At 74.4% G+C, this 26033-nt stretch carries 24 protein-coding genes and 1 riboswitch; of the genes, 13 read left to right on the forward strand and 11 right to left on the reverse strand.

From position 1 onward, the window contains the following. Positions 1 to 41: 41 nt before the first annotated feature. Positions 42 to 159, forward strand: a riboswitch (SAM riboswitch). 10 nt (positions 160 to 169) lie between these two features. After that, positions 170 to 928 (forward strand): hypothetical protein, encoded by a 759-nt coding sequence (locus F1D97_RS10675; protein WP_236120495.1) that lies wholly within the window; start codon positions 170 to 172, stop codon positions 926 to 928. Between the two features lie 80 nt (positions 929 to 1008). On the opposite strand, the gene F1D97_RS10680 is transcribed toward F1D97_RS10675, so the two are convergent. The 5 genes from F1D97_RS10680 to F1D97_RS10700 form a co-directional block, all read right to left on the reverse strand. Next, entirely contained in the window at positions 1009 to 1944 is a 936-nt protein-coding gene (locus F1D97_RS10680; RefSeq protein WP_236120496.1) for an NYN domain-containing protein, read from the reverse strand. Between the two features lie 82 nt (positions 1945 to 2026). Continuing rightward, positions 2027 to 2908, reverse strand: a complete 882-nt coding sequence (gene ypfJ / locus F1D97_RS10685) for a KPN_02809 family neutral zinc metallopeptidase (RefSeq protein WP_236120497.1) — start codon at positions 2906 to 2908, stop codon at positions 2027 to 2029. 79 nt (positions 2909 to 2987) lie between these two features. After that, positions 2988 to 3629, reverse strand: coding sequence for an energy-coupling factor transporter transmembrane component T (locus tag F1D97_RS10690; RefSeq protein WP_236120498.1), 642 nt, complete (start codon positions 3627 to 3629; stop codon positions 2988 to 2990). Next, positions 3626 to 4360, reverse strand: a complete 735-nt coding sequence (locus F1D97_RS10695) for an energy-coupling factor ABC transporter ATP-binding protein (protein WP_236120499.1) — start codon at positions 4358 to 4360, stop codon at positions 3626 to 3628. Before F1D97_RS10695 ends, F1D97_RS10690 begins: the two co-directional genes overlap by 4 nt. Continuing rightward, positions 4360 to 5007 carry a biotin transporter BioY gene (locus F1D97_RS10700; protein ID WP_236120500.1) on the reverse strand — a complete coding sequence of 216 codons (648 nt, stop codon included), beginning with the start codon at positions 5005 to 5007 and terminating at the stop codon, positions 4360 to 4362. The genes F1D97_RS10695 and F1D97_RS10700 overlap by 1 nt, the downstream gene beginning before the upstream one ends. Before the next feature lie 345 nt (positions 5008 to 5352). On the opposite strand from F1D97_RS10700, the gene F1D97_RS10705 reads away from it, so the two are divergent. Beyond that, positions 5353 to 6948 (forward strand): ABC-F family ATP-binding cassette domain-containing protein, encoded by a 1596-nt coding sequence (locus tag F1D97_RS10705; RefSeq protein WP_236120501.1) that lies wholly within the window; start codon positions 5353 to 5355, stop codon positions 6946 to 6948. A 22-nt stretch (positions 6949 to 6970) separates the two neighbouring features. On the opposite strand, the gene F1D97_RS10710 is transcribed toward F1D97_RS10705, so the two are convergent. From F1D97_RS10710 to F1D97_RS10720, 3 genes are read right to left on the reverse strand one after another with little or no spacing between them, the layout of a single operon-like run. Next, positions 6971 to 7861 (reverse strand): SURF1 family cytochrome oxidase biogenesis protein, encoded by an 891-nt coding sequence (locus F1D97_RS10710; protein WP_236120502.1) that lies wholly within the window; start codon positions 7859 to 7861, stop codon positions 6971 to 6973. After that, a complete protein-coding gene (locus tag F1D97_RS10715) occupies positions 7858 to 8094 on the reverse strand; it encodes a hypothetical protein (RefSeq protein WP_236120503.1) in 237 nt (78 codons plus the stop codon). Before F1D97_RS10715 ends, F1D97_RS10710 begins: the two co-directional genes overlap by 4 nt. Beyond that, positions 8091 to 8438 (reverse strand): DUF3099 domain-containing protein, encoded by a 348-nt coding sequence (locus F1D97_RS10720; RefSeq protein ID WP_236120504.1) that lies wholly within the window; start codon positions 8436 to 8438, stop codon positions 8091 to 8093. The genes F1D97_RS10715 and F1D97_RS10720 overlap by 4 nt, the downstream gene beginning before the upstream one ends. 144 nt (positions 8439 to 8582) lie before the next feature. Here F1D97_RS10720 and fabG point away from each other — a divergent pair, with 144 nt between their 5' ends. From fabG to F1D97_RS10735, 3 genes are read left to right on the forward strand one after another with little or no spacing between them, the layout of a single operon-like run. Further along, positions 8583 to 9338 (forward strand): 3-oxoacyl-ACP reductase FabG, encoded by a 756-nt coding sequence (fabG, locus tag F1D97_RS10725; protein WP_236120505.1) that lies wholly within the window; start codon positions 8583 to 8585, stop codon positions 9336 to 9338. Between the two features lie 37 nt (positions 9339 to 9375). Further along, positions 9376 to 10146 (forward strand): enoyl-ACP reductase FabI, encoded by a 771-nt coding sequence (fabI, locus tag F1D97_RS10730; RefSeq protein WP_236120506.1) that lies wholly within the window; start codon positions 9376 to 9378, stop codon positions 10144 to 10146. A 56-nt stretch (positions 10147 to 10202) separates the two neighbouring features. Further along, positions 10203 to 10712 (forward strand): SixA phosphatase family protein, encoded by a 510-nt coding sequence (locus F1D97_RS10735; protein WP_317618853.1) that lies wholly within the window; start codon positions 10203 to 10205, stop codon positions 10710 to 10712. A gap of 42 nt (positions 10713 to 10754) precedes the next feature. Here F1D97_RS10735 and serB read toward each other — a convergent pair whose 3' ends face one another. Next, positions 10755 to 11366 carry a phosphoserine phosphatase SerB gene (serB, locus tag F1D97_RS10740; protein WP_236123570.1) on the reverse strand — a complete coding sequence of 204 codons (612 nt, stop codon included), beginning with the start codon at positions 11364 to 11366 and terminating at the stop codon, positions 10755 to 10757. A 128-nt stretch (positions 11367 to 11494) separates the two neighbouring features. Then, a complete protein-coding gene (glgC, locus tag F1D97_RS10745; RefSeq protein WP_236120507.1) occupies positions 11495 to 12736 on the reverse strand; it encodes a glucose-1-phosphate adenylyltransferase in 1242 nt (413 codons plus the stop codon). A gap of 116 nt (positions 12737 to 12852) precedes the next feature. Here glgC and glgA point away from each other — a divergent pair, with 116 nt between their 5' ends. Next, entirely contained in the window at positions 12853 to 14094 is a 1242-nt protein-coding gene (gene glgA / locus F1D97_RS10750) for a glycogen synthase (protein ID WP_236120508.1), read from the forward strand. Positions 14095 to 14105: 11 nt separating this feature from the next. On the opposite strand, the gene F1D97_RS10755 is transcribed toward glgA, so the two are convergent. Continuing rightward, positions 14106 to 14906 (reverse strand): hypothetical protein, encoded by an 801-nt coding sequence (locus tag F1D97_RS10755; protein WP_236120509.1) that lies wholly within the window; start codon positions 14904 to 14906, stop codon positions 14106 to 14108. 164 nt (positions 14907 to 15070) lie between these two features. On the opposite strand from F1D97_RS10755, the gene F1D97_RS10760 reads away from it, so the two are divergent. From F1D97_RS10760 to F1D97_RS10790, 7 genes are all read left to right on the forward strand, one after another. Further along, positions 15071 to 15862, forward strand: coding sequence for an ABC transporter ATP-binding protein (locus tag F1D97_RS10760; protein WP_236120510.1), 792 nt, complete (start codon positions 15071 to 15073; stop codon positions 15860 to 15862). A 131-nt stretch (positions 15863 to 15993) separates the two neighbouring features. Further along, positions 15994 to 16428, forward strand: coding sequence for an NfeD family protein (locus tag F1D97_RS10765; RefSeq protein ID WP_236120511.1), 435 nt, complete (start codon positions 15994 to 15996; stop codon positions 16426 to 16428). Between the two features lie 45 nt (positions 16429 to 16473). Then, on the forward strand, positions 16474 to 17727 hold the full coding sequence (locus F1D97_RS10770; RefSeq protein ID WP_236120512.1) for an SPFH domain-containing protein: 1254 nt from the start codon (positions 16474 to 16476) through the stop codon (positions 17725 to 17727). Positions 17728 to 17944: 217 nt separating this feature from the next. Then, a complete protein-coding gene (locus tag F1D97_RS10775; RefSeq protein WP_236120513.1) occupies positions 17945 to 19687 on the forward strand; it encodes an ABC transporter ATP-binding protein in 1743 nt (580 codons plus the stop codon). A gap of 104 nt (positions 19688 to 19791) precedes the next feature. Continuing rightward, positions 19792 to 21702: an ABC transporter ATP-binding protein gene (locus tag F1D97_RS10780; protein WP_236123571.1), complete on the forward strand. Its 1911-nt coding sequence runs from the start codon at positions 19792 to 19794 to the stop codon at positions 21700 to 21702. A 245-nt stretch (positions 21703 to 21947) separates the two neighbouring features. Further along, positions 21948 to 22979 carry a lytic polysaccharide monooxygenase gene (locus F1D97_RS10785; protein WP_236120514.1) on the forward strand — a complete coding sequence of 344 codons (1032 nt, stop codon included), beginning with the start codon at positions 21948 to 21950 and terminating at the stop codon, positions 22977 to 22979. A gap of 188 nt (positions 22980 to 23167) precedes the next feature. Next, positions 23168 to 26023, forward strand: a complete 2856-nt coding sequence (locus tag F1D97_RS10790; protein WP_236120515.1) for a hypothetical protein — start codon at positions 23168 to 23170, stop codon at positions 26021 to 26023. Positions 26024 to 26033 lie beyond the last annotated feature (10 nt).

Here is a 26033-nt window from a genome sequence, read left to right on the forward strand (position 1 = left end):
CTCCTTGCTCGGGCGAGCCCGCCCGCGTTAGCGTCTCGGCAGGTCAAGAGTGACCAGCGACACGCCCTCCGCGTGCTGGTCCGGCAACCGCGCAACCTCGCGCACGGTGCCCCGGGGGAAGACCGGCCCGACGGCGACCGCCGCCGGGAAGTGCGAAGGGAGTACACCCATGTCCGAGACGTACCTGCGCGCCGACGGTCTCGTCGAGCTGCGCCCCGACCCCGCGACCCTCGCGCAGGCCGCGCGCACCGGGGTCACCGTCATCACCCGCGGGGAGCTGTGCACCGCGTGCCTCGTCGGCGACTGGGGACAGTCGCTGCTCAAGGTCACCAAGACGCTGTGCGACGACTGCACGTGGCTCGAGTCCGAGGTCGCGCGCCGTGCCGGGACCGCGCGGTCGCGTGCGGGCCGGCCGGCCGGCGGCGGGGTCCTGCAGGTCGCCGGGAGGACGGACCCGTACGACGAGGCGTGGGCGCCGGTCCGGGCCGCGTACGGGGTGCGCACGCGGCGGCTGGTCGAGGTGTTCGACCGGGCCGTGGCGCTCGGCGTCCCGCTCGTCGACATCGACACGGGCGACGGTGACGGGCGCACCGTCCGCGCCGTCGCGCGGGAGGACCTGCGCCGGCACGAGCTGCTGGACGAGTCCGCGCCGGTGCGGGTGCGCCGGTTCGCCGCGTGGCTGCGCGTCCTGGCTCCCGAGGACCACGCCGCGCGCGCGGACGTGCTCGCGGACGTCCGGGGGCTCGCCCGCGCCCTGTGCGCGCACCAGGACGAGGTCCGTGCGGCGCGGGCGCGGGCGGACCTGGAACGCGCCACGCGCGAGGCGGTCCAGGGGCTCACGGCGGTCGGGCGCGCCCCCGTCGCGCTGGGAGCGGCGGCGGGACGGGTGGTCCGCACGCGGCTGACTCGGTCCGGCTCCCGGGCATGAGGCGGCCGCCCCACACCTGACCCCAAGCGAGGGACGGCGGTGCGACCCTCTGCGGGCGCGCACCGCCGTCCCCGCCGCCGTCAGCGGTAGCTGGGGCGCAGGCGCACGCGCTGCTGGTGCTTCGAGGTCTCCTTGGCGATCTCGACGATGCTCGAGCGCGAGGCGATGAAGTCGCTGAACGACGTGAACCCCAGCGGGCGCTCGGCGAACGCCGGGTCGAGGCGCATCATCTGGCTCTTGACCTCGCCGTACGAGAGCCAGGGCTCGTCGTCCTTCTTCGCGTGGATGAGGCGCATGGCGCGCATGAGCAGCTGCGTGGCGCGGCGCTGCGCGGCGCGGTCGCCGTTCGGCGCGGGCTGCGCGGCGCGTTCGTCGGACGTGTCGGCCGCGGGGGAGGGCTCGGGTGCGGCGGTGGCCGGCTCGTCGGGCTCGTCGTCCTCGGGCGGTGCGCTCGTGTCGAGGATCGCGTCGTAGTCCGCGTACTCGTCGCACGCGGACATCAGGGAGCGGCTCGTCGAGCCCGCGACGCCCACGCCGATGACGGTGCGGCCGAGGCGCTTGGCGCGCTGCGCGAGCGCGATGTAGTCGGAGTCGCCCGCGATGATCACGACGTGCGTGAGGTCCTCGAGGCGGAACAGGTCCTCGATGACGTCGACCGCGAGCCGGATGTCCGCGCCGTTCTTCATGCGCGGGCCGACGGGGAACAGCTGCGTGAGGTCGACCGCGCGGTCGATGAGCTGCTGGTGGTAGCCGGCGTTCACGGGCTGCGACCAGTCGGCGTACGCGCGGCTGACGACGACGCGGCCGAACGACGACGCGTAGTCGATGATCGCGTCCACGTCGACCCGCGCGGCGCGCAGCCTCGTGGCGACCTCGCCGTCGCCGTCGGGTCGGTGGCGGCGCGCGTCGTCGGACTGGAACGCGCCGCGGCGGTGCACCTGGTCGTACCGGGAGATGACGATGTTGTCGAAGTCGATGTAGACGCCCACGCGGGCGGAGCTGTCGTCGGTGCTCATGCCCGGAGTCTGCCGGACGCGAGAGTCACAGGCGTGACAGATGGTGTCACACGCGGTGTCACAGGCCGCGTCACAGGCGGCGTCACAGGTCGGTGGCGGCGAAGGTGTCGCACGCCGCGAGGTCGCGCTGCTGGTAGCCGGTGGTGAACCAGCGCTGGCGCTGCTCGCTCGAGCCGTGCGTCCAGGAGTCGGGGTTCACGCCGCCGCCGGACTGCTGCTGGATGTGGTCGTCGCCGACGGCCTCGGCCGCGTCGATGGCCTGCGCGAGCTCGTCGGCGGTGATGGGCTTGAGGTAGGTGACGCCGGTGTCCGGGTCCTTCGTCGTCGCGGCGGTGCCCGCCCACATGCCCGCGTAGCAGTCGGCCTGCAGCTCGACACGCACGGAGTCCGACTCCGCGCCGGAACCGCGCCGGTCGGAGGAGTCGAACACGCCCGTGACGTTCTGGATGTGGTGGCCGTACTCGTGCGCGTACACGTACATCTCCGCCAGCGGGCCGCCCTGTGCGCCGAACTGGCTGGTCAGCAGGTCGAAGAAGCCGAGGTCGAGGTAGATGCTCTGGTCGCCGGGGCAGTAGAACGGCCCGGACGACGAGGACGCGTTCCCGCACGCGGTGCTCACGGCGGACGTGAACTCGACGGCCTCGGGGATGGTCGCGTCGGCCTTGCGGAGCGTGGGTGCCCAGTACGTGTCGAGCGAGTCGAGCGTCGCGGACAGGCGGCACGCGCGGTCGGTGTTCGCCTGCTCGGCGGTGCACGCGCCGATCGTGCCGTCGTCGCCGGGCTCGCCGCCTCCGCCGAGCAGTGCGCCCGGGTCGACGTTGCCGCCCGACAGCAGCGTGATCGCGAGGATCACGAGCAGGCCGAGCCCGCCGACGCCGCCGCCGATCGCCATACCCTTGCCGCCCGCCGAGCGGCGCGACTGCACGCGCCCGCCGCCGAAGTTGCCACCCTCCTGGAACGTCACATCCGGGACGGTAGTCCGCGCACGCGCGCAACGCGATTCAGCCCGGCGTGATTCAGCCTGTCGGTGACGTCCGGCGCGTTCATCCCTCGCCCAGGCCGCGCGCGGCGAGAGCCTCGCCCGTGGCGCGCGCGTGCCCGACGATCCGCACGGCCGCGGGCACGACGACCGCTCGCGGCGAACGCTCGAGCCCGCGGGCACGCGCGGCGTCGCGGGACTCGCCCGCGGCCTGCAGGAGCAGCGGGACCGAGCGCAGCATGAGGCTCACCGCGAGCGCGACGGTCTCCGGCGCGAGGCCCACGTGGCGCAGGGGAGCGGCGGCCCGGCGCAGCGCGTCGAGCAGGTCGTCGGCGCGCGTGGTGGCGGTGACGACCGTGGCGAGCAGCACGAGCGCGACGAGGTCGGCCGCGGTCTCGACGCCCGACTCCCACCCGCGTGACCAGGTCTGGTACCCGCCGACGAGCAGCGCGACGACCCCGACACGTGCGAGCCCGGCGCGCGTGCGGTGCCAGGAGAGCCCCGCGACGACGTGGCACGCGAGCGCGACGGCGAGCGCGACGAGCGCGGACGCCGGCCCGCGGACCACGAGGACGACGACGCCCGCCACGGCGAGCGCGGCGAGCTTGGCGAGCGCCGGGGCGCGGTGCAGCACCGAGGTGCCCGGCTGGTGCAGCCCGAGCGGGCCGGTCCACGCGGGGCGCAGGGGTGCGCCGGCGCGCGTCACCGGCCCTCCGTCGCAGGCAGGCGCGGGCCCGCCATGAGCTCCCGGTACGCGGTGACGGCCGCGGCGGGCTCGCCGTCGTGCACGACGCGGCCGTCGTCGACGACGAGCACGCGGTCGGCCCGCAGCGCAGCGTCGAGGTCGTGCGTCACGACGACGACCTGCTGCGGCAGGCTCGCGAGCAGGTCGTCGACCGCGGACCGCCAGCGCAGGTCGAGCAGCGTCGTCGGCTCGTCGCACACCAGGACGTCCGGGTCGGTCGCGAGCACGGAGGTGAGCGCGAGGAGCTGGCGCTGGCCGCCGGACAGCGCGTGCACGGGCAGGTCGGCGCGGTCTGCGAGCCCGACGCGCGCGAGCGCCGCACGCGCCCGCGCGTCGCGCTCTCCCGCGTCGGGCACGGTGCGCCGCAGCGACAGCGCGACGTCCTCGACGGGCGTGGGCATGACGATCTGCGCGTCGGGGTCGGTGAACACGAACCCGACCCGCCGCCGGACGGCGGGGCCGTCGGACCGCGTGTCGAGGCCGTCGACGCGCACGGTCCCGGACGACGGCAGCACGAGCCCGTTGAGCAGGCGCGCGAGCGTCGACTTGCCCGAGCCGTTCGCGCCGACGACCGCGACGCGGCGCTCGGTGAGCCGCAGGGTGACCGGGCCGAGCAGGCGCGTCACGGTGTCCGGGCCGCCCGACGGGTCGGGGGTCCAAGCCGTGACGAGCGCCTCGCTCAGCTCGATCATCAGCGGCGCCGGCGCAGCAGGTCGGGGTAGCTCGCGAACACCGCGAGCGCGACCGCGGCCGCCAGGAGGTTCTTGACGGTGTCGCCCGGGAAGAACACCGAGCCCGCCGCGAACGCCTCGCCGGCCGTGAGGTCGGTGCGCGCGACGATGCCCGCGATGCCGAGCGGGTGGATCGTCAGCGCGGTGGCCGTCAGGCCGCTCGCCACGAGGACGAGGTAGCGCGCGGCGCCCGTCGCCTTGCGCGCGGCGCCCGCGAGCAGGCCGGCGAGCGCGGCCGCGAGCGGGAAGCCGACCAGGTAGCCGACGCTCGGCCCCGCGAGCACCGCGAGCCCGCCCGTGCCGCCGGAGAACACCGGGACGCCCGCGAGGCCCACCGCGAGGTAGAGGAGCACCGCGAGCGCGCCGCGGCGCCAGCCGAGCACGAGGCCCGCGAGGACGACGCCGAACGTCTGCAGCGTGACGGGCACCCCTGTGCCGGTCGGGATGCCCGGGATGATCGCGCACACGGTGATGAACGCCGCGAAGACCGCGACGAGGGCGACGTCGGTCGTGACGGGGGTGGCCCGCTCGGCGGGCTCCGGCAGCGCGGCGTCCAGGACGGCGGCGGGGTTGCCGGCCGTCGGGTCCGCGGCCTCGGCCGCGAGCACGGTCCCGGGCGCGCCTCCGGGCGCACCTCCGGACGCACCTCCGGACGCACCTCTGGGGGCGGTCGCGTGCGGTGCTCCGGGCGGTGCGGCGTTCTGGCGTGCGTCGGTCACGGGTGGCCCCCTCGGGTCGGTGTGTGCTCCGGTGCGTCGTCGTGCGGGTCGGTACGGGTCGTCGTCCACGCTCGTGCGCTCGTGCTCGTCGTCGGGCGGCTGCGGGACGCGCTGCCGGGTGCCCGCCGGTGGGCGGGGGAAAGGACGACGGTCGTCACGCTAGTGCTCGTTAGGATGGTCGGCGTTTGTGCGCCCGCCCAGAACGAGTGCGGGCTTTCCGGAGGAAACCACCACGTGATCACCGCCCACGGCGTCGGCCTGCGCATCGGCGCACGCGAGCTGCTCGCCGAGACCTCGTTCCGCATCGCTGCGGGCGACCGTATCGGTCTCGTCGGCCGCAACGGCGCCGGCAAGACGACGCTCACCAAGACGCTCGCGGGCCAGTCCCAGCCGACGAGCGGCACGATCACGCGCGGGGAGGTCGGCTACCTGCCGCAGGACCCCGCGACCGGCGACCTCGACGTGCTCGCCCTGGATCGCGTGCTGTCGGCGCGCGGCCTCGACGAGATCGTGCGCAACATGCGCGCGACCGAGCACCTCATGGCCGACGGCAGCGACGACGAGCGCGAGAAGGCCATGGCGCGCTACTCGCGCCTGGAGGCGCGGTTCACCGCGGCCGGCGGTTACGCGGCCGAGTCGGAGGCGCACCGGATCACCGCGAACCTCGGGCTGGACGACCGCGTGCTCGCCCAGACGCTCGGGACGCTCTCGGGCGGCCAGCGCCGCCGCGTGGAGCTCGCGCGCATCCTGTTCTCGGGCGTCGAGACGCTCCTGCTCGACGAGCCGACCAACCACCTGGACGCCGACTCGATCGCGTGGCTGCGGGACTACCTCAAGACGTACTCCGGCGGGTTCGTCGTGATCTCCCACGACGTCGAGCTGCTGCGCGCGACCGTGAACAAGGTGTTCCACCTCGACGCGAACCGGGCCGCGCTCGACCAGTACAACCTCGGCTGGGACGCGTACCTGCTGCAGCGCGAGACGGACGAGAAGCGCCGCCGCCGCGAGCGAGCCAACGCCGAGAAGAAGGCCGCGGCGCTCCTGGCGCAGGCCGACAAGATGCGCGCGAAGGCCACCAAGGCCGTCGCGGCGCAGAACATGGCGCGCCGCGCGGAGAAGATGCTCTCGGGCCTCGAGGAGGTCCGTGCGAGCGACAAGGTCGCCAAGCTGCGGTTCCCGGACCCGGCGCCGTGCGGGCGCACGCCGCTCACGGCGTCCGACCTGTCGAAGTCGTACGGGTCGCAGGAGGTCTTCACGGGCGTCGACCTCGCGATCGACCGCGGCTCGCGCGTCGTCGTGCTGGGCCTCAACGGCGCGGGCAAGACGACGCTGCTGCGACTGCTGGCCGGCATCGAGGCGCCGGACACCGGTGAGGTGCACCCGGGCCACGGGCTCAAGCTCGGGTACTACGCGCAGGAGCACGAGACGCTCGACCTCGAGCGCACCGTCGTGGAGAACCTGCGCTCCGCGGCACCCGACCTCACCGACACGCAGGTGCGCTCGGTGCTCGGGTCGTTCCTGTTCTCTGGCGACGACGCCGACAAGCCCGCGCGCGTGCTCTCGGGCGGCGAGAAGACGCGCCTCGCGCTCGCGGCGCTCGTCGTGTCGTCGGCGAACGTGCTGCTGCTCGACGAGCCCACGAACAACCTGGACCCCGCGAGCCGTGAGGAGATCCTGGCGGCGCTGCGCGGCTACCAGGGCGCGGTGGTGCTCGTGAGCCACGACGAGGGTGCCGTCGCGGCGCTCGACCCGGAGCGCGTCCTGCTGCTGCCGGACGGCGACGAGGACCTGTGGAGCGCGGACTACCTGGACCTCATCACGCTCGCCTGACCGCTCGCGGTCCGTGCGGCGGTCAGCCCGCCGTGCGGCTCGCGTCGTCGGACGTCTGCGCGTCGATGAGCGCGTCCTCCTCGGCCTCCGCGCGGCCCTCGCGCCGCCGCGGCCGGGCCGGGCGGACGGGCGCCGCGGGGGCGGTCCCCGGCCCGGGGGCGAACGGTGCGCCCGTCCCGTCGCGCTCCTCGACCAGCTCGCGGCGCGCGAGCCACGTGAAGCCGACGAGCCCGCCGAGTGCGAAGGCCCACCACTGGAACGCGTACGACAGGTGCGAGCCCGGGTCGAGGTCGGGCGCGGGCAGCGCGCCGAGCGTGCTCGTCGCAGCCGGCTCCTCGGTCACCGACTGCCCGAACGCGCCCGTGAACACGGGCTCGTCGGCCAGGCCCGCCGCCGTCATGACCTGCGCGGGGTGGATCGCCTGCACCGAGCCGGCGGGCGCGCCGCGGTCGGTCGCCGACTCGGCCTGCCGCACGCGCGCGACCAGCACGACCTCGCCCGCGGGCGGCGGCGGGACGTCGACGTCCGCGCTCGCGTCCGCACCGGTCGGCACCCAGCCGCGGTCGACGACGAGGACGCCGCCCGTCGGCGCGACCCGGAACGGCACGAGCACGTGGTACGCCGGGGTGCCGCCGACCGGGCGGTTGCGCAGCAGGACGGTCGCGTCCGGCAGGTACGTCCCGACGACGCGCACCTGCGACCACTCGTCGTCGTCGGCGAGCGCGGCGTCCGTCGACGGCAGCACGTCGGCCAGCGGGACCGGCGTCGCGTCGTAGTTGCGCTCCACGGTCGCGATCCGGGCGTCGCGCCACTCGTGCCGGTGCCACTGCCAGCGGCCCAGGAACGTGCACGCGACCGCGACGAGCACCCCGACGAGCACGAGCACGACCGCCCGGCGTCGGGCGGGGCTCACGGCGCGTCCGACGACGCGAGCTCGGTCACCGGGACGGTGTCCTTGAGGAAGCCGCGCACGTCGAGGAACTGCGTGAGGTGCTCGCGGTGCTCGTCGCACGCGAGCCACACCTTGCGGCGCTCGGGCACGTGCAGCTTGGGGTTGTTCCACAGCAGCGCCCAGGTCGCCTCGCTGCGGCAGCCGCGGGCGCTGCAGATCGGCTCGTCGACCGGGTCGGGCACGGGCAGGGTCACGGCCGGCCTCCGGCAGGGTCGTCGGGTGTGTCGCCGAGCTGCGCGGGCCGGCCGCCCGGGCCGATCTCGCGCGGGTCGACGAAGGGCTCCATCTCGTCGCGCCGCTCGCGTCCCGCGTTCGCGAAGATCACCGCGACGTAGGGCAGGACGACGGCGGCGACGACGAGCACCAGGGACACCCACGTCGGCACGTGCGACCACGTGACGATCGCGAGCACGAAGCACACGATGCGGATGCCCATCTGGGCGAGGTAGCGGCGCTGGCGCCGCGCGACGTCCTCGCCCAGGGGCTCGGGGGCAGCGGTGATCCGCTGGACCGGCTCCTCGCGACGACGTGACCTCACCGGTCGATCGTACGTTCCCCCACCGGACGACCTGCCCGCCGTCCACCTGCGTCGCCGCTTGTGGGGCTCCCACAACTGGCGGGCGACAACCTGTGCCGCGCCGGAACCGCGACGAGCGCACCCGCTCGGATACCGTCGTGACTCGTGCCTGAGACTTCCGACAACTCCAGCGTCCCGTCCGGCGACGAGCGACCCGCACCCCGGGTCGTGCTCGTCACGGGCGCCAACCGCGGCATCGGCCGGGCGATCGCGCAGCGGTTCGTCGCGGCGGGGGACCGGGTCGCGACGATCTACCGCTCCGGCGAGCTGCCCGAGGGCGTCTTCGGCGTGGTCGGCGACGTGCGCGACACCGCGTCGGTCGACGCCGCGTTCACGGCGATCGAGGCCGAGCTCGGCCCGGTCGAGGTGCTCGTCGCGAACGCGGGCGTGACCCGCGACCAGCTCCTCATGCGGATGACCGACGAGGAGTTCGACGAGGTCCTCGACGTCAACCTCAAGGGCGCGTTCCGCTGCGTGCGCCGCGCGAGCAAGCCCATGATCCGCCTGCGTCGCGGGCGCATCGTGCTCATCTCGTCGGTCGTCGGCCTGTACGGCGGGCCCGGCCAGGTGAACTACTCGTCGTCGAAGGCCGCGCTCGTCGGCATGGCCCGCTCGATCACGCGCGAGCTCGGCGGGCGCGGGATCACCGCGAACGTCGTCGCGCCCGGCTTCATCGACACCGACATGACGCGCGCGCTGCCCGAGGCGACGCAGGCGTCCTACAAGGCCGCGATCCCTGCGGGCCGGTTCGCCGCGCCCGACGAGGTCGCCGCGGCCGTCGAGTACCTCGCGTCCCCCGCCGCCGCGTACGTCAGCGGCGCCGTGCTGCCCGTCGACGGCGGCCTCGGCATGGGCCACTGACGCACCCCGAACCCGCACCACCGAGGAGAGACACACCATGGGCCTGCTCACCGGCAAGAAGCTCCTGATCACCGGCGTCCTGACGGACGGATCCATCGCGTTCCACGTCGCGCGCCTCGCGCAGGAGGAGGGTGCCGAGGTCGTCCTGACGTCCTTCGGCCGGCAGTTCCGGCTCACGCAGGTCATCGCGCGCCGCCTGCCCGTCGAGGCCCCCGTGGTGCAGCTCGACGTCACCGACGCCGACGACCTCGCGGCGCTCCCGGACCGCGTGCGCGAGGCCGGCTTCGACCGCCTCGACGGCGTCGTGCACTCGATCGGCTTCGCGCCGCAGTCCGTCATGGGCGGCAACTTCCTCGCGGGCGAGTGGGCGGACGTCGCCACCGCGCTCGAGGTGTCGGCGTACTCGCTGAAGTCCCTCGCGGTCGCCGCGCAGCCGCTGCTCACCGACGGCGGGTCGGTCGTCGGCCTGACGTTCGACGCGAAGTTCGCGTGGCCGGTCTACGACTGGATGGGCGTCGCCAAGGCGGCGTTCGAGGCCACGTCCCGCTACCTCGCGCGCGACCTCGGCCCGTCGGGCGTGCGCGTGAACCTCGTGTCCGCCGGCCCGATCCGCACGACGGCGGCCAAGTCGATCCCCGGCTTCGAGACCATGGAGTCGCGCTGGTCCGACCGCGCGCCCCTCGGCTGGGACGTCACGAACCCCGAGCCGGCCGCGCGCGCCGTGGCGGCGCTCCTGTCCGACTGGTTCCCCGCGACCACGGGCGAGATCGTGCACGTCGACGGCGGCGTGCACGCGATGGGTCAGTGACCACGGAGAGTGACGCGATGGGTGCGGCGGACGCCTCCGGGTGGCACGCTGGCCCCGTGAGCACGCGACGGCTCGTGCTGCTGCGCCACGCGAAGGCGGAGCACCCCGACGGCATCCCCGACCACGAACGACCGCTCGCCCTCGCCGGCCGTCGGCAGTGCCCGCTCGTCGGGGCGGCGATGGCGGAGTCCGGGATCTCGCCCGACCTCGTGTGGTGCTCGTCCGCGCTGCGCACGCGCCAGACGTGGGAGCTCGTGCGGGGCGCGCTCGGGCTCGAGCCGCCTGTCGAGTACCGCGGCGAGGTCTACGACGCCGGGGTGCGTTCGCTCGTCTCGCTCGTGGCGAGCGCGCCCGCCACCGTGCGCACCCTCGTCGTCGTGGGGCACGAGCCGACCATGTCGCACGCGGCGGCGACGCTCGCGGGTCCGGGTTCCGACGAGGCCGCGGTCGCGCGCGTGCAGGTCGGCGTGCCCACCGCGTCCTGGTCGTGGCTCGAGCTCGACGGCGCGTGGAGCGACCTGCAGCCGCGCACGGCGCGCCTGATGCGGCTCGTCACCGCGTCCTGACGCGGCTCACCGCGCGGCGGGCGTCGCGTGCGACCGACCTGCTCAGGCGAACGGGGCGAGCGCGAGCGCGGCGTCGAGCCGACCGTCGATCGTCGCGTCCGCGTGCTGCTGCACGACCGGCTTGGCGTTGAACGCGATGCCGAACCCGGCGGTCGCGAGCATGTCGAGGTCGTTCGCGCCGTCGCCGATCGCGACCGTGCGCGCGAGGTCGACCCCGACGCTCGCCGCGTAGTCGCGCAGCGCGACCGCCTTGGCGGCACGGTCCACCACGGCACCCGTGACCCGGCCCGTGAGCCGTCCGTCGGCGACCTCAAGCGCGTTGGCGCGCACGAGCGTGATGCCGAGCGTCGCGGCGAGCGGTCGCACGAGCTCGACGAACCCGCCCGAGACGAGGCCGACCACCCAGCCGCGCTGCTGCACCGCGGAGACGAGCTCGCGCGCGCCGGGGGAGAGCTCCATCTGCGCGCGCACGTCCGCGAGCACCGTGACCGGCAGCCCCGCGAGCGTCGCGACGCGCTCGTGCAGCGACGCCGCGAAGTCCAGCTCACCGCGCATCGCGCGCTCGGTGATCTCGGTGACGAGCTCGAGCGAGCCGGCGTGCGCGGCGAGCATCTCGATCACCTCGCCCGTGATGAGCGTGGAGTCGACGTCCATCACGAGCAGGCCGGCGGCAGGGTTCGTCACGGCGTGCAGGGTACCGAGCGGCGCTCGTCAGGACCCCGGCCGTCCACGGTGACGCACCCGCGCGGGCGACCGGTGGCCCGCGCGGGTACGGACCGGGTTCAGTCCGTGATGACGGAGCCCTTCGGGACGACCGTGAGGCCCGACTCGGTGACCGTGAAACCGCGCGCGCGGTCGTGCTCGTGGTCCAGCCCGATGCGCGCCCGCTCGGGCACGATCACGTTCTTGTCGAGGATCGCGCGGTGCACCTGCGCGTACCGGCTGACCTGCACGCCGTCCATCAGCACCGAGTCCGTGACCTGCGCCCACGAGTGCAGGCGGATGCCCGGCGACAGCACCGAGCCGGACACCGTCGCGCCCGACACCACGACACCAGGGGAGACGATCGAGTCCGCCGCGTGCCCGAGGCGCCCCGCGCCCGCGTGCACGAACTTCGCGGGCGGCAGGCCCGTGTACCCGGTGTGCAGCGGCCACTCGTCGTTGTAGAGGTTGAACACCGGCTCGACCGCGATGAGGTCGATGTTCGCCTCGTAGAACGCGTCGAGCGTCCCGACGTCGCGCCAGTAGTCGCGGTCGCGCGGCGTCGAGCCCGGCACGTCGTTGCGGATGAAGTCGTACACGCCCGCGGTCCCGCGCTCGACGAACCACGGGACGATGTCGCCGCCCATGTCGTGACGCGAGTTCACGTCCTCGGCGTCCACCGAGACGGCGTGGCGCAGCGCGTCCGCGTCGATCACGTAGTTGCCCATCGACGCGAGGACCTCGTGCGGCGAGTCGGCCAGGCCGACGGCGTCGGTCGGCTTCTCGCGGAACGCCTTGATGCGGGTCGGGTCGTCCGCCTGCGTCTCGATGACGCCGAACTGGTCGGCCTCGTCGAGCGGCTGGCGGATGCCCGCGACCGTGAGCTCGGCGCCCGACTCGACGTGCGCCTGCACCATCTGGGAGAAGTCCATGCGGTACACGTGGTCGGCGCCGACCACGACCACGATGTCGGGGCGCTCGTCGTCGATGATGTTCAGGCACTGGTAGATCGCGTCGGCCGAGCCGAGGTACCAGTGCTTGCCGACGCGCTGCTGCGCGGGCACGGCGGCGACGTAGTTGCCCAGCAGGGCCGACATGCGCCACGTCTTCGAGACGTGCCGGTCCAGGCTGTGGGACTTGTACTGCGTCAGCACGATGACGTGCAGGTAGTGGGAGTTGATGACGTTGGACAGGGCGAAGTCGATGAGCCGGTAGATCCCGCCGAACGGGACGGCCGGCTTCGCCCGGTGGGCCGTGAGCGGCATGAGTCGCTTGCCCTCGCCACCTGCGAGGACGATGGCCAGGACGCGCGGTTGTGCCATGCCCCGAACCCTAGGCCCGACGGGCGGTGCGAGCGAGGCCAGCGGCACTTCACGCGCTAGCGTGTCGCGCATCACGGCCCGCGGTTGACCGGGCCACCCGTCCACGGAGGTCGTCAGTGCGCGTCGACATGCTCACCCGGGAGTACCCCCCGCACGTCTACGGCGGAGCCGGGGTCCATGTCGCGGAGCTCGCGGCTGTCCTGCGGGTCAGCGTCGACGTGCGTGTGCACTGCTTCGACGGGCCGCGCGACGACGCGTCGCGCGAGCAGGGCGTGCACGGGTACGCGGTGCCCGGCGGGCTGTCCGGCACGAACGCCGCGCTGCAGACGCTCGGCGTCGACCTGGAGATCGTCGCGGGCATCGGCGCGGGCGTGGGCGAGGACGACGTCGCGACCGACCTGGTGCACTCCCACACCTGGTACGCCAACCTCGCCGGGCACCTCGCGAGCCTGCTGCACGACGTGCCGCACGTCCTGACCGCGCACAGCCTCGAGCCGCTGCGGCCGTGGAAGGCCGAGCAGCTCGGCGGCGGGTACGCCGTGTCGAGCTGGGTCGAGCGCACCGCGTACGAGAGCGCCGCCGGCGTCATCGCGGTCTCCGGCGGGATGCGCGAGGACATCCTGCGCAGCTACCCGGCCGTCGACCCCGACCGCGTGCACGTCGTGCACAACGGCATCGACCTCGCCGCGTGGCGCCGCCCGACGGCCGACGACGCGCTCGCGAGGGCTGACGCGACCGTGCGCGCCCTGGGCATCGACCCCGCGCGGCCCGCCGTGGTGTTCGTCGGGCGCATCACGCGCCAGAAGGGCCTGCCGTACCTGCTGCGGGCCGCCGAGTCGCTGCCGGCCGACGTGCAGCTCGTGCTGTGCGCCGGCGCGCCGGACACCCCCGAGATCGCCGCCGAGGTCACCGGGCTGGTCCAGGCGCTGCGCGAGCGGCGCACGGGCGTGGTGTGGATCGAGCAGATGCTGCCGCGCGAGGACCTGGTCGCGGTGCTGGCCGCGTCGACCGTGTTCGTCTGCCCCTCGGTCTACGAGCCGCTGGGCATCGTCAACCTCGAGGCGATGGCCGTCGGGCTGCCCGTCGTCGGGACCGCGACCGGCGGCATCCCCGAGGTCGTGGACGACGGCGTGACGGGCTGGCTCGTCCCGATCGACCAGGTGCAGGACGGCACGGGCACGCCGCGCGACCCCGAGCGGTTCGTCGCCGACCTCGCCGCCGCGCTCACCGAGGCCGTGACCGACGTCGAGCGCGCACGGCGCTGGGGCGTCGCGGCGCGCCGGCGCGTCGAGGACCACTTCTCGTGGGCCGCGGTCGCCGAGAGCACGCTCGAGGTCTACCGGCGCGTGCTGGCCTGAGCCCCGGGCCGCTACCGCGCGCCGCCACCGGGTCCCGACGCGGGTCCCGACGCGGGCCCCGCGAACGTCGCGGCCGACAGCGCGCGCCGCGCGAGGCGGTCGACGTCGCGCAGCGCCGCGGTGCGCTGGTCGGCCTGCCACAGGTTGACCGCGCCGCCGTCGTCGCGCGCGGCGAGGTCGACGATCGCGAGCAGCCGGGCGGCGCTCGCGAGGATGCGTGCGCGCCGCGCGTCCAGGCGGTCCGGCAGCCGCCACGTGGGCACGCCCGCGTCACGCAGCGCGACGACGTGCGCCGCGTGCTCGTCGTCCCAGTGCGCGACGTCGAGGCGCACGAGCGCGTCCGTGACGTCCGCGAGCCCGCGCCGCAGACCGCGGTCGGCGTCCTCGAGGGTGCCGAGCGCCTGCACCGCGAGCGTCCAGTCGGGCACCTCGGTCTCGTGCCACGTGACCAGGTGGCCCGGCTCGAGCGCCGAGCCGAACGTGGTGACCTCCGGGACGAGCGCGAGGCTGCGGCCGGCCGCGCGCAGCAGGACGACCTCGCGCGCGTCGAGCGCCGCGGCGCTCACCGCGGCGGGCACGCCCGCGACGTCGCCCGGCGCCGGCAGCAGCGCGACGACGTCGAGGTCGGGCGCCGTCCAGGACCGCACCGCCTCGGCCAGGTCGAGACGCGCGCCGGTCCTGTCGACGACCTCGTGCGGCTCGTCGTCGGCCTGCACACCGCGCAGCGCGGCGTCGGACGGGGCACGGCGTGCCGCGCCCGCTGCGAGCCACAGCGCGAGCACGACACCACGGGGCAGGTCCAGGTCGGGCACCCGCCCACGGTACGGCGTGCCGCGGCGGGCGCGCCGCGAGGGGCGTCGCGCGGGGCCGGCGCCCGCTCGCAGGTCACCCGGCCGGGCGTCGCCGCACCGGTGTGCCGACCGTCACGCGCGGGGCGTGTGCGCGGCAACGGGTGCGCGAACGTTAGGGTCGTGCCATGACCGACGTGCTCGACCTCCAGGACGTGACGATCAGACGGGGGACGACGACGATCCTCGACGGCGTGTCGTGGACGGTCCGCGAGGGCGAGCGCTGGGTCGTCCTGGGGCGCAACGGCGCGGGCAAGACGACGCTCCTGCAGGTCGCCTCGGGGCGCATGCACCCCACGAGCGGCTCGGCGCAGCTGCTCGGCAGCCGGCTCGGCAGCGTCGACGTGTTCGAGCTGCGGCCCCGCATCGGGCTGTCGAGCTCCGCGCTCGCGGACAAGATCCCCACGGGTGAGCTCGTGCGCGACGTCGTGCTGACCGCGGCGTACGGCATGACGGGACGCTGGCGCGAGGAGTACGAGGACCTCGACGAGACGCGCGCGACCGACCTGCTGCGCGCGTTCGGCGTCGAGCACCTCGGTGACCGGTACTTCGGCACCCTCAGCGAGGGCGAGCGCAAGCGCGTGCAGATCGCGCGTGCGCTCATGGCGGATCCCGAGCTGCTGCTGCTCGACGAGCCCGCCGCGGGCCTGGACCTGGGCGGCCGCGAGGAGCTCGTCGCCGCGCTCGCCGAGCTGGCCGACGACCGCCGTTCGCCCGTCCTGGTGCTCGTGACGCACCACGTGGAGGAGATCCCGCCGGGCTTCACGCACCTGCTGCTGCTGCGGGACGGCGCGGTGCACGCGTCGGGCCCGATCGACGAGGTCCTCACCGCCGAGCAGCTGTCGGGCGCGTTCGGCCTCGACCTCCTGCTCGACCGCCACGCGGGCCGCTGGTCCGCGCGCGCCGCGTCGCTCGCCTGACCGGCCCTCGTCTCGGTCCCGGACCGGGCGACGAACCGAGGAGACGAACCGAGGGACCGGCGCGAAACCTCACAAGACCGTCAAGCGTGTGCATAGGATCGGTGCACGACGACGATCGGGAGGTGCGCGCGGTGGAGTGGCTCTGGTGGGTCGGCAGCGCCCTGGTGCTCGGCATCCTCGAGATGCTCTCGCTCGAGCTCGTCTTCATCATGACCGCGGGCGGGGCACTCGCAGGCGGGATCGCCAGCGCGGCCGGAGCGCCGCTGTGGGCGCAGATCGTCATCGCGGCCGTCGTCTCGGTGCTGCTGCTCGTCACGCTGCGGCCGTGGCTGCTGCGGCACCTGCGCCGCCGTACGCCGCTCGTCGAGACCAACGCGTCCGCGCTCGTCGGGCGTGACGCCGTCGTCATCGCGACCGTCACGGGCGAGACGGGCCGGGTCAAGCTCGCGGGCGAGGTGTGGAGCGCCCGGACCACCGACCTGGACGCCCTGCCGCCCGGGACCGCGGTCACCGTCACGCGCATCGACGGCGCCACCGCGGTCGTCGTCCCCACGCCGCGCGCCTGACGCGGCACCCGAACCGGCCAGACCCCCACGGACCCAGGAGGCTCCATGAGCGAGGACACCACCACCGACGTCGGCCAGCTCGCGTTGATCGTCGTGGGCGGGCTCGTCCTGATCTTCGTGCTCGTCGCGCTGTTCCGGTCGGTGCGGATCGTGCCGCAGGCGGTCGCGGTCATCGTCGAGCGGCTCGGCCGCTACAGCCGCACGCTGGACGCGGGCCTGCACCTGCTGATCCCGTTCATCGACCGCGTGCGCGCGAGCGTCGACCTGCGCGAGCAGGTCGTCTCGTTCCCGCCGCAGCCCGTGATCACGTCCGACAACCTCGTGGTGAGCATCGACACCGTCATCTACTTCCAGGTGACGTCCCCGAAGGACGCGGTCTACGAGATCGCGAACTACATCACGGGTATCGAGCAGCTCACCGTCACCACGCTGCGCAACGTCATCGGCTCGATGGACCTCGAGCAGACGCTCACGAGCCGCGACCAGATCAACGGCCAGCTGCGCGGCGTCCTCGACGAGGCGACCGGCAAGTGGGGCATCCGCGTGAACCGCGTCGAGCTCAAGGCCATCGACCCGCCCGCGTCCGTGCAGGGCTCGATGGAGCAGCAGATGCGTGCCGAGCGTGACCGCCGTGCGGCGATCCTCACGGCCGAGGGCGTCAAGCAGTCGCAGATCCTCACGGCCGAGGGCGAGAAGCAGTCGGCGATCCTGAGGGCGGAGGGCGAGGCGCAGTCCGCGATCCTGCGCGCCGAGGGTGAGGCTCGCGCGATCCTGCAGGTGTTCGACGCCGTGCACCGTGGCGACGCCGACCCCAAGCTGCTCGCGTACCAGTACCTGCAGACGCTGCCGAAGATCGCGGCCTACCCGTCGAACAAGATGTGGTTCCTGCCCGCCGAGCTCACGGGCGCGCTCGGGCAGATGGCCAAGGGGTTCGGCGGGTGGCCGGCCCCGGGCGCCACGGGCTCGGAGCGTCCCGCGGGGGAGTCGCCGCTCGCGGACGACGACCTGCCGCCCGTGACGCTCACCGACCCGGCCGAGGCGCTCGCCGAGGCCCGGCGCGAGTCCGCGGCCGCGACGGCCGACGCGACGAGCGCCGGCACACTGTCGGGCCGTCCGTTCGACCCGGCCGCCGAGCTCGGGCAGCACCCGGGCGGTGCGGCGGTCCCGCCGCGTCCTGCGACCCCGCCCACCCCGCCGGTCCCGCCGCAGGCGACGCCGCCCGTGCCGCCGCAGGCGACCCCGCCGGCGCCGCCGCGCGACGAGCCGCCCGCACCGCCGCAGCCGCGCGACCAGGGCTGAGGCCCGCCGCACGCGCACCTCGAACGCACACCTCGAACGCACACCCCGAACGCGCACCCCCGTCCGGACCCGTCCGCGGCGGGGGTGTCGTGCTGTGCGCTGAGGGCGAACTCCGTTCACCTGCAGCCTGCAGTCACCTAGCGTGGCGGGGACGTGGTCGGTCCCCGCGCGTGCGCGGGCCCCGGCCGGGTGTGCCCCCGGGACGTGAGGAGCGTCGATGCTCAACCGGCTGCTGAAGGAGCACCTGCGCCCGTACTCGGGCGCGGTGACGGCCGTCGTCGTCCTGCAGCTCGTGCAGACGCTCGCGACGCTCTACCTGCCGAGCCTCAACGCGCGGATCATCGACGACGGCGTGGCGCAGGGGGACACCGACACGATCATGCGGCTCGGCGGCGTCATGCTCGTCGTGAGCCTCGTGCAGGTCGTCACGTCGATCGGCGCGGTCTGGTACGGCTCGTACGCCGCGACGGGCTTCGGACGTGACCTGCGTCGCCGGCTGTTCGCGCACGTGCAGACGTTCTCCGCGCGCGAGCTCGGGCAGTTCGGCGCACCGACGCTGATCACGCGCACCACCAACGACGTGCAGCAGATCCAGATGGTCGCGCTCATGACGTTCACGTTCGTGCTGATGGCGCCGATCATGCTCGTCGGCGGCGTGGTCATGGCGTTGCAGGAGGACCTCGGGCTGTCCTGGGTGCTGCTGGTCGCGGTGCCCGTGCTCGGGGTCGTCATCGCGTCGATCGTGTCGCGGATGATCCCGTACTTCCGGGTCATGCAGAAGCGCATCGACGCGATCAACCGCGTGCTGCGCGAGCAGATCGCGGGCGTGCGCGTGGTGCGCGCCTTCGTCCGGGAGGACCGCGAGGCCGCGAGGTTCGACGACGCCAACCGCGCGCTGTACGACACGTCGCTGCGTACCGGTCAGCTCATGGCGCTGATGTTCCCCGCGGTCATGCTGGTGCTCAACGTGACGAGCACGTCGGTCCTGTGGTTCGGCGGGCACCGCGTCGCGGACGGCGCGATGCAGATCGGCCAGCTCACCGCGTTCCTGTCGTACCTCGCGTACATCCTCATCGCCGTGATGATGAGCACGATGATGTTCGTCATGTTCCCGCGCGCGGTCGTCGCGGCGGGACGCGTCGGTGAGGTGCTCGACACGACGACGAGCGTGCTGCCGCCGGTCGCGCCGGTGCCGCTGCCCGCCGACGGGCGGGCCCGTGCCCGGCTCGAGCTGCGCGGCGTCGAGTTCCGGTACCCGGGTGCCGAGCGGGCCGTGCTCGAGGACGTCGACCTGGTGGTCGAGCCGGGCCGGACCACGGCGATCATCGGCTCGACGGGCTCGGGCAAGTCGACGCTGCTCAACCTCGTGCCCCGGCTCTACGACGTCACGGACGGGCAGGTGCTGCTCGGCGGGGTCGACGTGCGCGACGTCGCGCTGCCCGAGCTGTGGGCGCAGATCGGCCTGGTCCCGCAGAAGCCGTACCTGTTCGCCGGGACGGTGCGCTCCAACCTCGGGTACGGCGCACCGGGGGCGGACGACGACGAGCTGTGGCACGCGCTCGAGGTCGCGCAGGCACGCGAGTTCGTCGAGGCGATGCCCGGCGGGCTCGACGCGGCGATCGCGCAGGGCGGCACGAACGTCTCGGGCGGGCAGCGCCAGCGCCTCGCCATCGCGAGGGCGCTCGCGGCCCGGCCGCGCGTGTACCTGTTCGACGACTCGTTCTCGGCGCTCGACTACGCCACCGACGCCGCGCTGCGTGCCGCGCTGGTGCCCGAGACGCGCGACGCGGGCGTGCTCGTGGTCGCGCAGCGCGTCGCGACGATCCGGCACGCCGAGCACATCGTCGTGCTCGACGAGGGACGCGTGGTCGGGCAGGGCACGCACGACGAGCTGCTCGCGACGAACGCGACCTACCAGGAGATCGTGTACTCCCAGCTCAGCGCGCAGGAGGCGGCGTGAACGCGGCAGCGGGCCGTCCGGTGGCCCCGACCACGGCCCCGGGCGCGCCCGCGGCCGCCGCGCGTCCGGCCGGCCCGCGGCGTCCCGGTCCCGGGCACGGCCCGATGGGCGGCGGGATGGGCATGCCGGGCGAGAAGTCCATGAACTTCCGCACGTCCGGTCGGCGGTTCCTGCGCGACCTGCGGCCCGAGCGCGTGCGGCTCGTGGCGGTCGTGGTCCTCGGCGTCGCGTCGGTGGTGCTCGCGGTCGTCGGGCCCAAGCTGCTCGGCACGGCGACGGACGTGCTGTTCGAGGGCGTCGTCGGCTCGATGCTGCCCGCGGGCGTCTCGCAGGACGAGGCGGTCGCGGGGCTGCGCGCGCAGGGGCAGGACCAGCTCGCGGACATGGTCTCCGGCATGCAGGTGGTGCCCGGGCAGGGCGTGGACTTCGACCGCCTGGGCTCGGTCCTGCTGATCGTGCTCGCGGTGTACGTCGGCTCGTTCCTGTTCGGCTGGGCGCAGGGGCGCATGACCGCGGGCGTGGTGCAGCGCACCGTGCTGCGGCTGCGCGCCGACGTCGAGGCGAAGCTCTCGCGCGTCCCGCTGAGCTACGTCGACGGCCAGCCGCGCGGCGAGCTGCTCTCGCGCGTGACCAACGACATCGACAACGTCGCCCAGACCCTGCAGCAGACGCTCAGCCAGGTGATCACCTCGCTCCTGACGGTCGTCGGCGTGCTCGCGATGATGTTCTGGATCTCGCCGCTGCTCGCGGTCGTGGCGCTCGTGACCGTGCCGGCGTCGATGCTCGTGGCCGCGCTCATCGCGCGGCGCTCGCGACCGCGGTTCATCGAGCAGTGGACGTACACCGGGCAGGTCAACGCGCACATCGAGGAGATGTTCACCGGGCACACGCTCGTGCAGGTGTTCAACCGCTCCGACGACGCGGTGGCGACGTTCACGGAGCGCAACGAGGCGCTCTACGACTCGAGCCGGCGCGCGCAGTTCATCTCCGGCACGATCCAGCCGGCTCTCGGGTTCCTGTCGAACCTCAACTACGTCATCGTCGCGGTCGTCGGCGGCCTGCGGGTGGCGTCCGGGTCGATGACGCTCGGCGACGTCCAGGCGTTCATCCAGTACTCGCGCCAGTTCACCCAGCCGATCACGCAGCTCGCGAGCATGGCCAACCTCCTGCAGTCGGGTGTCGCCTCCGTCGAGCGGGTGTACGAGCTGCTGGACGCCCCGGAGCAGGAGCCCGACCTGCAGGTGCCCGCGCGCCTGCCGCGACCCGTGCGCGGACGCGTCGAGTTCGAGCACGTCGCGTTCTCGTACTCGCCCGACGCGCCGCTCATCACCGACCTGTCGCTCGTGGCGGAGCCGGGCCACACGGTCGCGATCGTCGGCCCCACCGGTGCGGGCAAGACGACGCTCGTCAACCTGCTCATGCGGTTCTACGAGATCGACGCGGGTCGGATCACGCTCGACGGCGTCGACACGCGCGACCTGACGCGTGACGAGCTGCGCCGCCAGACGGGCATGGTGCTGCAGGACACGTGGCTGTTCGGCGGCACGATCGAGGAGAACCTCGCGTACGGCGTGGACGGCGCGACCCGCGAGCAGGTGGTGGCGGCGGCCGAGGCGACGCACGTCGACCGGTTCGTGCGGACGCTGCCCGACGGGTACGACACGGTGATCGACGACGAGGGCACGGGCGTCTCGGCGGGGGAGAAGCAGCTCCTGACGATCGCGCGCGCGTTCCTGTCCGACCCGGCGATCCTCATCCTCGACGAGGCGACCTCGTCGGTCGACACCCGCACCGAGGTGCTCGTGCAGCGCGCGATGAACGCGCTGCGCGCGGGGCGCACGTCGTTCGTCATCGCGCACCGGCTGTCGACCATCCGGGACGCGGACGCGATCCTCGTCATGGAGCACGGGTCGATCGTCGAGCAGGGCACGCACGACGAGCTGCTCGCCGCGGGCGGCGCGTACGCGCGGCTCTACCAGAGCCAGTTCGCCGCCGCGGCGACGGACGAGGCCTGACCGGCGGACCGAAAGGGCGCTGCCGACGCGTATCCACGTCCGCGTGTCGGCATGAACCGTTTCGGGCGTTGTTCACCCAGGTCGCGGATGGGGACGGTGGTGGCGACCGCGCCCGCGCGCCGGGCCACATCGTGGCGGCCTGCCGCGGGGCACCGACTCCCCCTGGAGGAACGATGCGATCGTCCGCACCACCCGCCCGACGAGGTCTCCTGCGCCGTGTCGGCCGCGCCGCCCTGGCCGTTCCGATGGCCCTCGCCCTGGGCCTGGGCGCCCTGACGCTGGCGGCTCCGTCGGCGAGCGCGCACGGCTCGGTCACCGACCCGCCGACCCGCAACTACAGCTGCTGGGAGCGGTGGGGCGACGACCACCTCAACCCCCAGATGGCGACGGACGACCCGATGTGCTGGCAGGCGTTCCAGGACAACCCGAACGCGATGTGGAACTGGAACGGCCTGTTCCGCGAGAACGTCGGCGGCCAGCACCAGGCCGTGATCCCCGACGGGCAGCTCTGCAGCGGCGGCCGCACGCAGAACGGCCTGTACAAGTCGATGGACACGGTCGGCGCATGGACGGCGACGCGGGTGCCGAACTCGTTCCGCCTGACCCTGACGGACGGCGCGAAGCACGGGGCCGACTACCTGAAGATCTACGTCACGAAGCCGGGCTTCGACCCGACCACGCAGGCCCTCACATGGGGTTCGCTCGACCTGGTGAAGACCACCGGCTCGTACCCGACGACCGGCCTGTACCAGACCGACGTCTCGCTGCCGAACCGCAGCGGCCGGGCCGTGCTGTACACGATCTGGCAGGCGAGCCACCTCGACCAGCCGTACTACCTGTGCAGCGACATCATCATCGGTGAGGGCGGCGAGACCGACCCGACCGAGGAGCCCACGGAGGACCCGACGGACGAGCCCACAGACGACCCGACGGACGAGCCGACGGACGAGCCGACGGACGAGCCGACGGACGAGCCGACCGACGAGCCGACGCAGAACCCGACGGGCGCCTGCACCGCGACCGTGAAGGTCAGCTCGAGCTGGTCCGGCGGCTACGTCGCGGACGTGGTCGTCACGGCCGGGTCCGGCGGGGTCAACGGCTGGAAGGTCACCGTCAACGGCGGGACCATCACGCAGGCCTGGGGCGGGACCGCCTCCGGCAACGTGATCTCGAATGCGGAGTGGAACGGCAAGCTGGCCTCCGGCCAGACCGCGTCGGCCGGGTTCCTCGGCTCGGGATCCGGTTCCGGGCTGAGCGCGACCTGCGCGGCAGCCTGACCTGACGCACGAGGCCCGGGACGCACGCCGCGTCCCGGGCCTCGTCGCGCGTCGGGCCGAGCGGCACCGGGCGCGGCGCGGGAGACTGGCGCGAACCGGGACGAGACGGGCGTGGCCGCCGCTGCCCGAGGGTGGCTAGGGTCGGCCTGCGACGGCGGCAGGGGGCGGCCGCCGGAGAGGGGGCGAGCGTGCACCGGTGGCGGCGCGGGACGACCGAGCACGAGACGCCCGACGTGCTCGAGCTGCGGGTGCACGGCGTGGCGAACACCCCGCCGGCGAGCATGCTCGAGCTCGCGCCCGGACAGGTCGAGCAGGTCGACGGCGACGAGCTCGGCAGCTTCTGGACCCCGACGGCGGCTGCCGCGGCGGTCCCGAGACGTGCGGGTGACCCGCGCGAGGTGCCGCCCGGCGTGCGTCGGGAGGCGTACTCGTGGGGTGCGATGGCCCGGCTGTCGGCGGTGCCCGGCCTCGGGCGCGTGAGCGGGGTCGTCGCCGGGGTCGTGCGAGCGCTGTGGGTGCTGATCGTCCCGTTCGGCCTCGCCAACGTCGCGTACTGGTCCCGGGACGCGGACGAGCCGCACGGGCGTCGGTCGTCGGCGGGCGGCGGCCTCGTGCGGCTGTTCGGGCTGCTCCTGACGCTGCTGTGGCTCGCGACGGTCTCCACCGTCACGCTCGGCGTCGTCGCCGCGCAGTGCTACGGTCCGCGCGTGACGTCGGGCGAGGTCACGTACGTGCAGGTCTGCGCGGCGCTGCCGGGGTGGACCGACGCCGCGGCCCGCTGGTCCACGGGCGGACGCACGGCGGCGCTCGTCGGCCTGACCGCTGTGGTGCTCGTGGTGCTCGCGGCTGCGGGCTCGACGGGGCGGCTGCGGTACGAGCGGCGCATGTCGACGACGAAGGCGCGCGGGCTGGCCGAGGGCGAGCGCCTCGGCTCGCGCGGGCGGTGGCCGCTGCTGGCGCGACCGGGGTTCTGGACGCACGCGCGCCGGTCGTCGGTGCAGTGGTTCGCGCACCTCGCGGCCGCGTTCGCGACGCTCGCGGGGCTCGTGTCGTGGCACTACCTGTACCGGGACGTGCCGCAGTGCACGCGCTCCGACGGCTTCGGGACGCGCGGGTGCCTCGACGCCGCGGTGTGGGCGCACGACGGGCGCCTGCCGTGGGCGCTGGCCGTGCTCGCGGCGGGCGTGGTCGTCGCGCTGGCGGCCTGGCGCACGGGCCGGCTGCGGCTCGACCCGCTGCGCAGCGGAGGCTCGACCCTCGCCGCCGAGGTGCGCGTCCCGCGCACGGCGGAGGTGCTGCTCCTGCTCGCCTCGCTCGCGCTGCTCGGCTGGGTGGTCACGGCGGTCGCGCTCTCGGGCGACGAGCCGCTGCGCCCCGCGGACGCCGCGTCCCCCCCGTTCCTCGGGCTGCACGCGCTGCCGCGCACGGTCGTCGCGCTCATGGTGCTGCTCGTCCTCGCGGCCGTGGGGATCCGCGCGCACCTGCGCGCCACCGTCTGGGTCCCGCTCGTCCTGGTCACCGCGGCGAGCGGAGGCCTCGCGGTGCTGTGGTCCGACGGCACGTGGGGCGTCGTGTGGCGCACGGTGGCCGGCGTCGGGCTCGTCGTCCTCGGCGGTGTCGCGTGGGTCGTGAGCCGGCGCCGTCCGCAGCGCGCGAGCGAAGGCTGGTCGGGCCGTGGCCCGGCCGTGCTGCTCGCGCTCGCGGGCGGGCTCGCGATGGTGCTGAGCGCCGCGGCGGTGCTCGGGACGGTCGCGTGGCTGGACGCGCCCGCCGCCGCGGAGAACCAGCGCCTGTCGCCGCAGACCACGCAGGCGCTCGACGAGGCCGCGGCGCAGGACCCGCTGCGCGACCCGGTCGTCGTGCAGGGCCCGTCCGCGGCGCACCTGCATGTCCCGCCGGGGTACGAGCAGTTCGCGGTCGCGAGCGTCGCCGGGGTCCTGCTGCTCGTCCTCCTGCTGGTCGTGCTCGGGCTCCGCACGGCCGCGCTGCGGCACAGCGTCGTGCCCGCCGTGCCGGGCGGACCTCGACCGGACCCGGCCACCGGCGAGGAGCGGGCGGTGCAGGCGGCCCGACGACGAGCAGCGCTCGCGCAGCGCGCGGAGCGTCTGGTCGGCGCGCTCGCGGTGCTGCACGTGCTCGCGCTCGTCGGGTCGCTCGCGCTGCCCGACCCGCACGCCGCGTACGACGGGCCGTTCGGCACGCTGTGGGCGCTCGCGGTCGACCTGTCCGGTGCGGCGGTCGTCACCGCGTTCGGCCTCGTCGTCGCGAGCGTCGTGCTCGCCGGGTCGAAGAAGGCGCTCGCGCGACCGTGGGGGCTGCTCTGGGACCTCATGTGCTTCCTGCCGCGCGCCGCGCACCCGTTCGCGCCGCCGTGCTACGCCGAACGCGTCGTGCCCGAGCTCCGGGCGCGCATCGACGCGTGGCTCGGCGACGACGGGACGCCGCTGCCCGGTGGCGACGCGACGCGTGCGCGCCGCCGCGTGCTGCTCTCGGCGCACAGCCTCGGCGGGGTCGTCGCGGTCGCGACGCTGCTCGCGCGGTGGGACGGCCCGGCCGGTCCGCACGACCACCGGGTGGGTCTGCTGACGTACGGCACGCAGCTGCGCGCGTACTTCGGCCGGTTCTTCCCCGAGCTGTTCGGTCCGGCGGTGCTCGGTACGCGCCCGAGCCTCGGTGCCCGCATGTGGGCGGCCGACCCGTGGCAGCAGGAAGCCCCCGCCGAGCCGGGTCCGACGCCGGGGCCGACGGTGCTCGGCTCGCTCACGTCGTCCGACGGCGGGTCCGCGGCCGTGCGGTGGCGCAGCCTGTGGCGGCGGACCGACTTCATCGGCTTCCCGGTCGACGCCTACGCGGGATCGCCCGTCGACGCGCCCGCGAGCGAGATCGACGACGACGCGTACCTGCTGCAGGTCGTCGCGCACTCCGGCTACCCGCGGGCGCCGGAGTACCGCCGCGAGCTCGACACGCTCGTCGCGCGTCTGCGAGCCAGCCGCCCCGTCGCCCGGACGCGCCGGACGACGGTCCCGGGCCGCACGCGCCGGTGACACGTATCCT

Source organism: Cellulomonas palmilytica, assembly GCF_021590045.1.
GTDB classification, from domain to species: Bacteria; Actinomycetota; Actinomycetes; order Actinomycetales; family Cellulomonadaceae; genus Cellulomonas; species Cellulomonas palmilytica.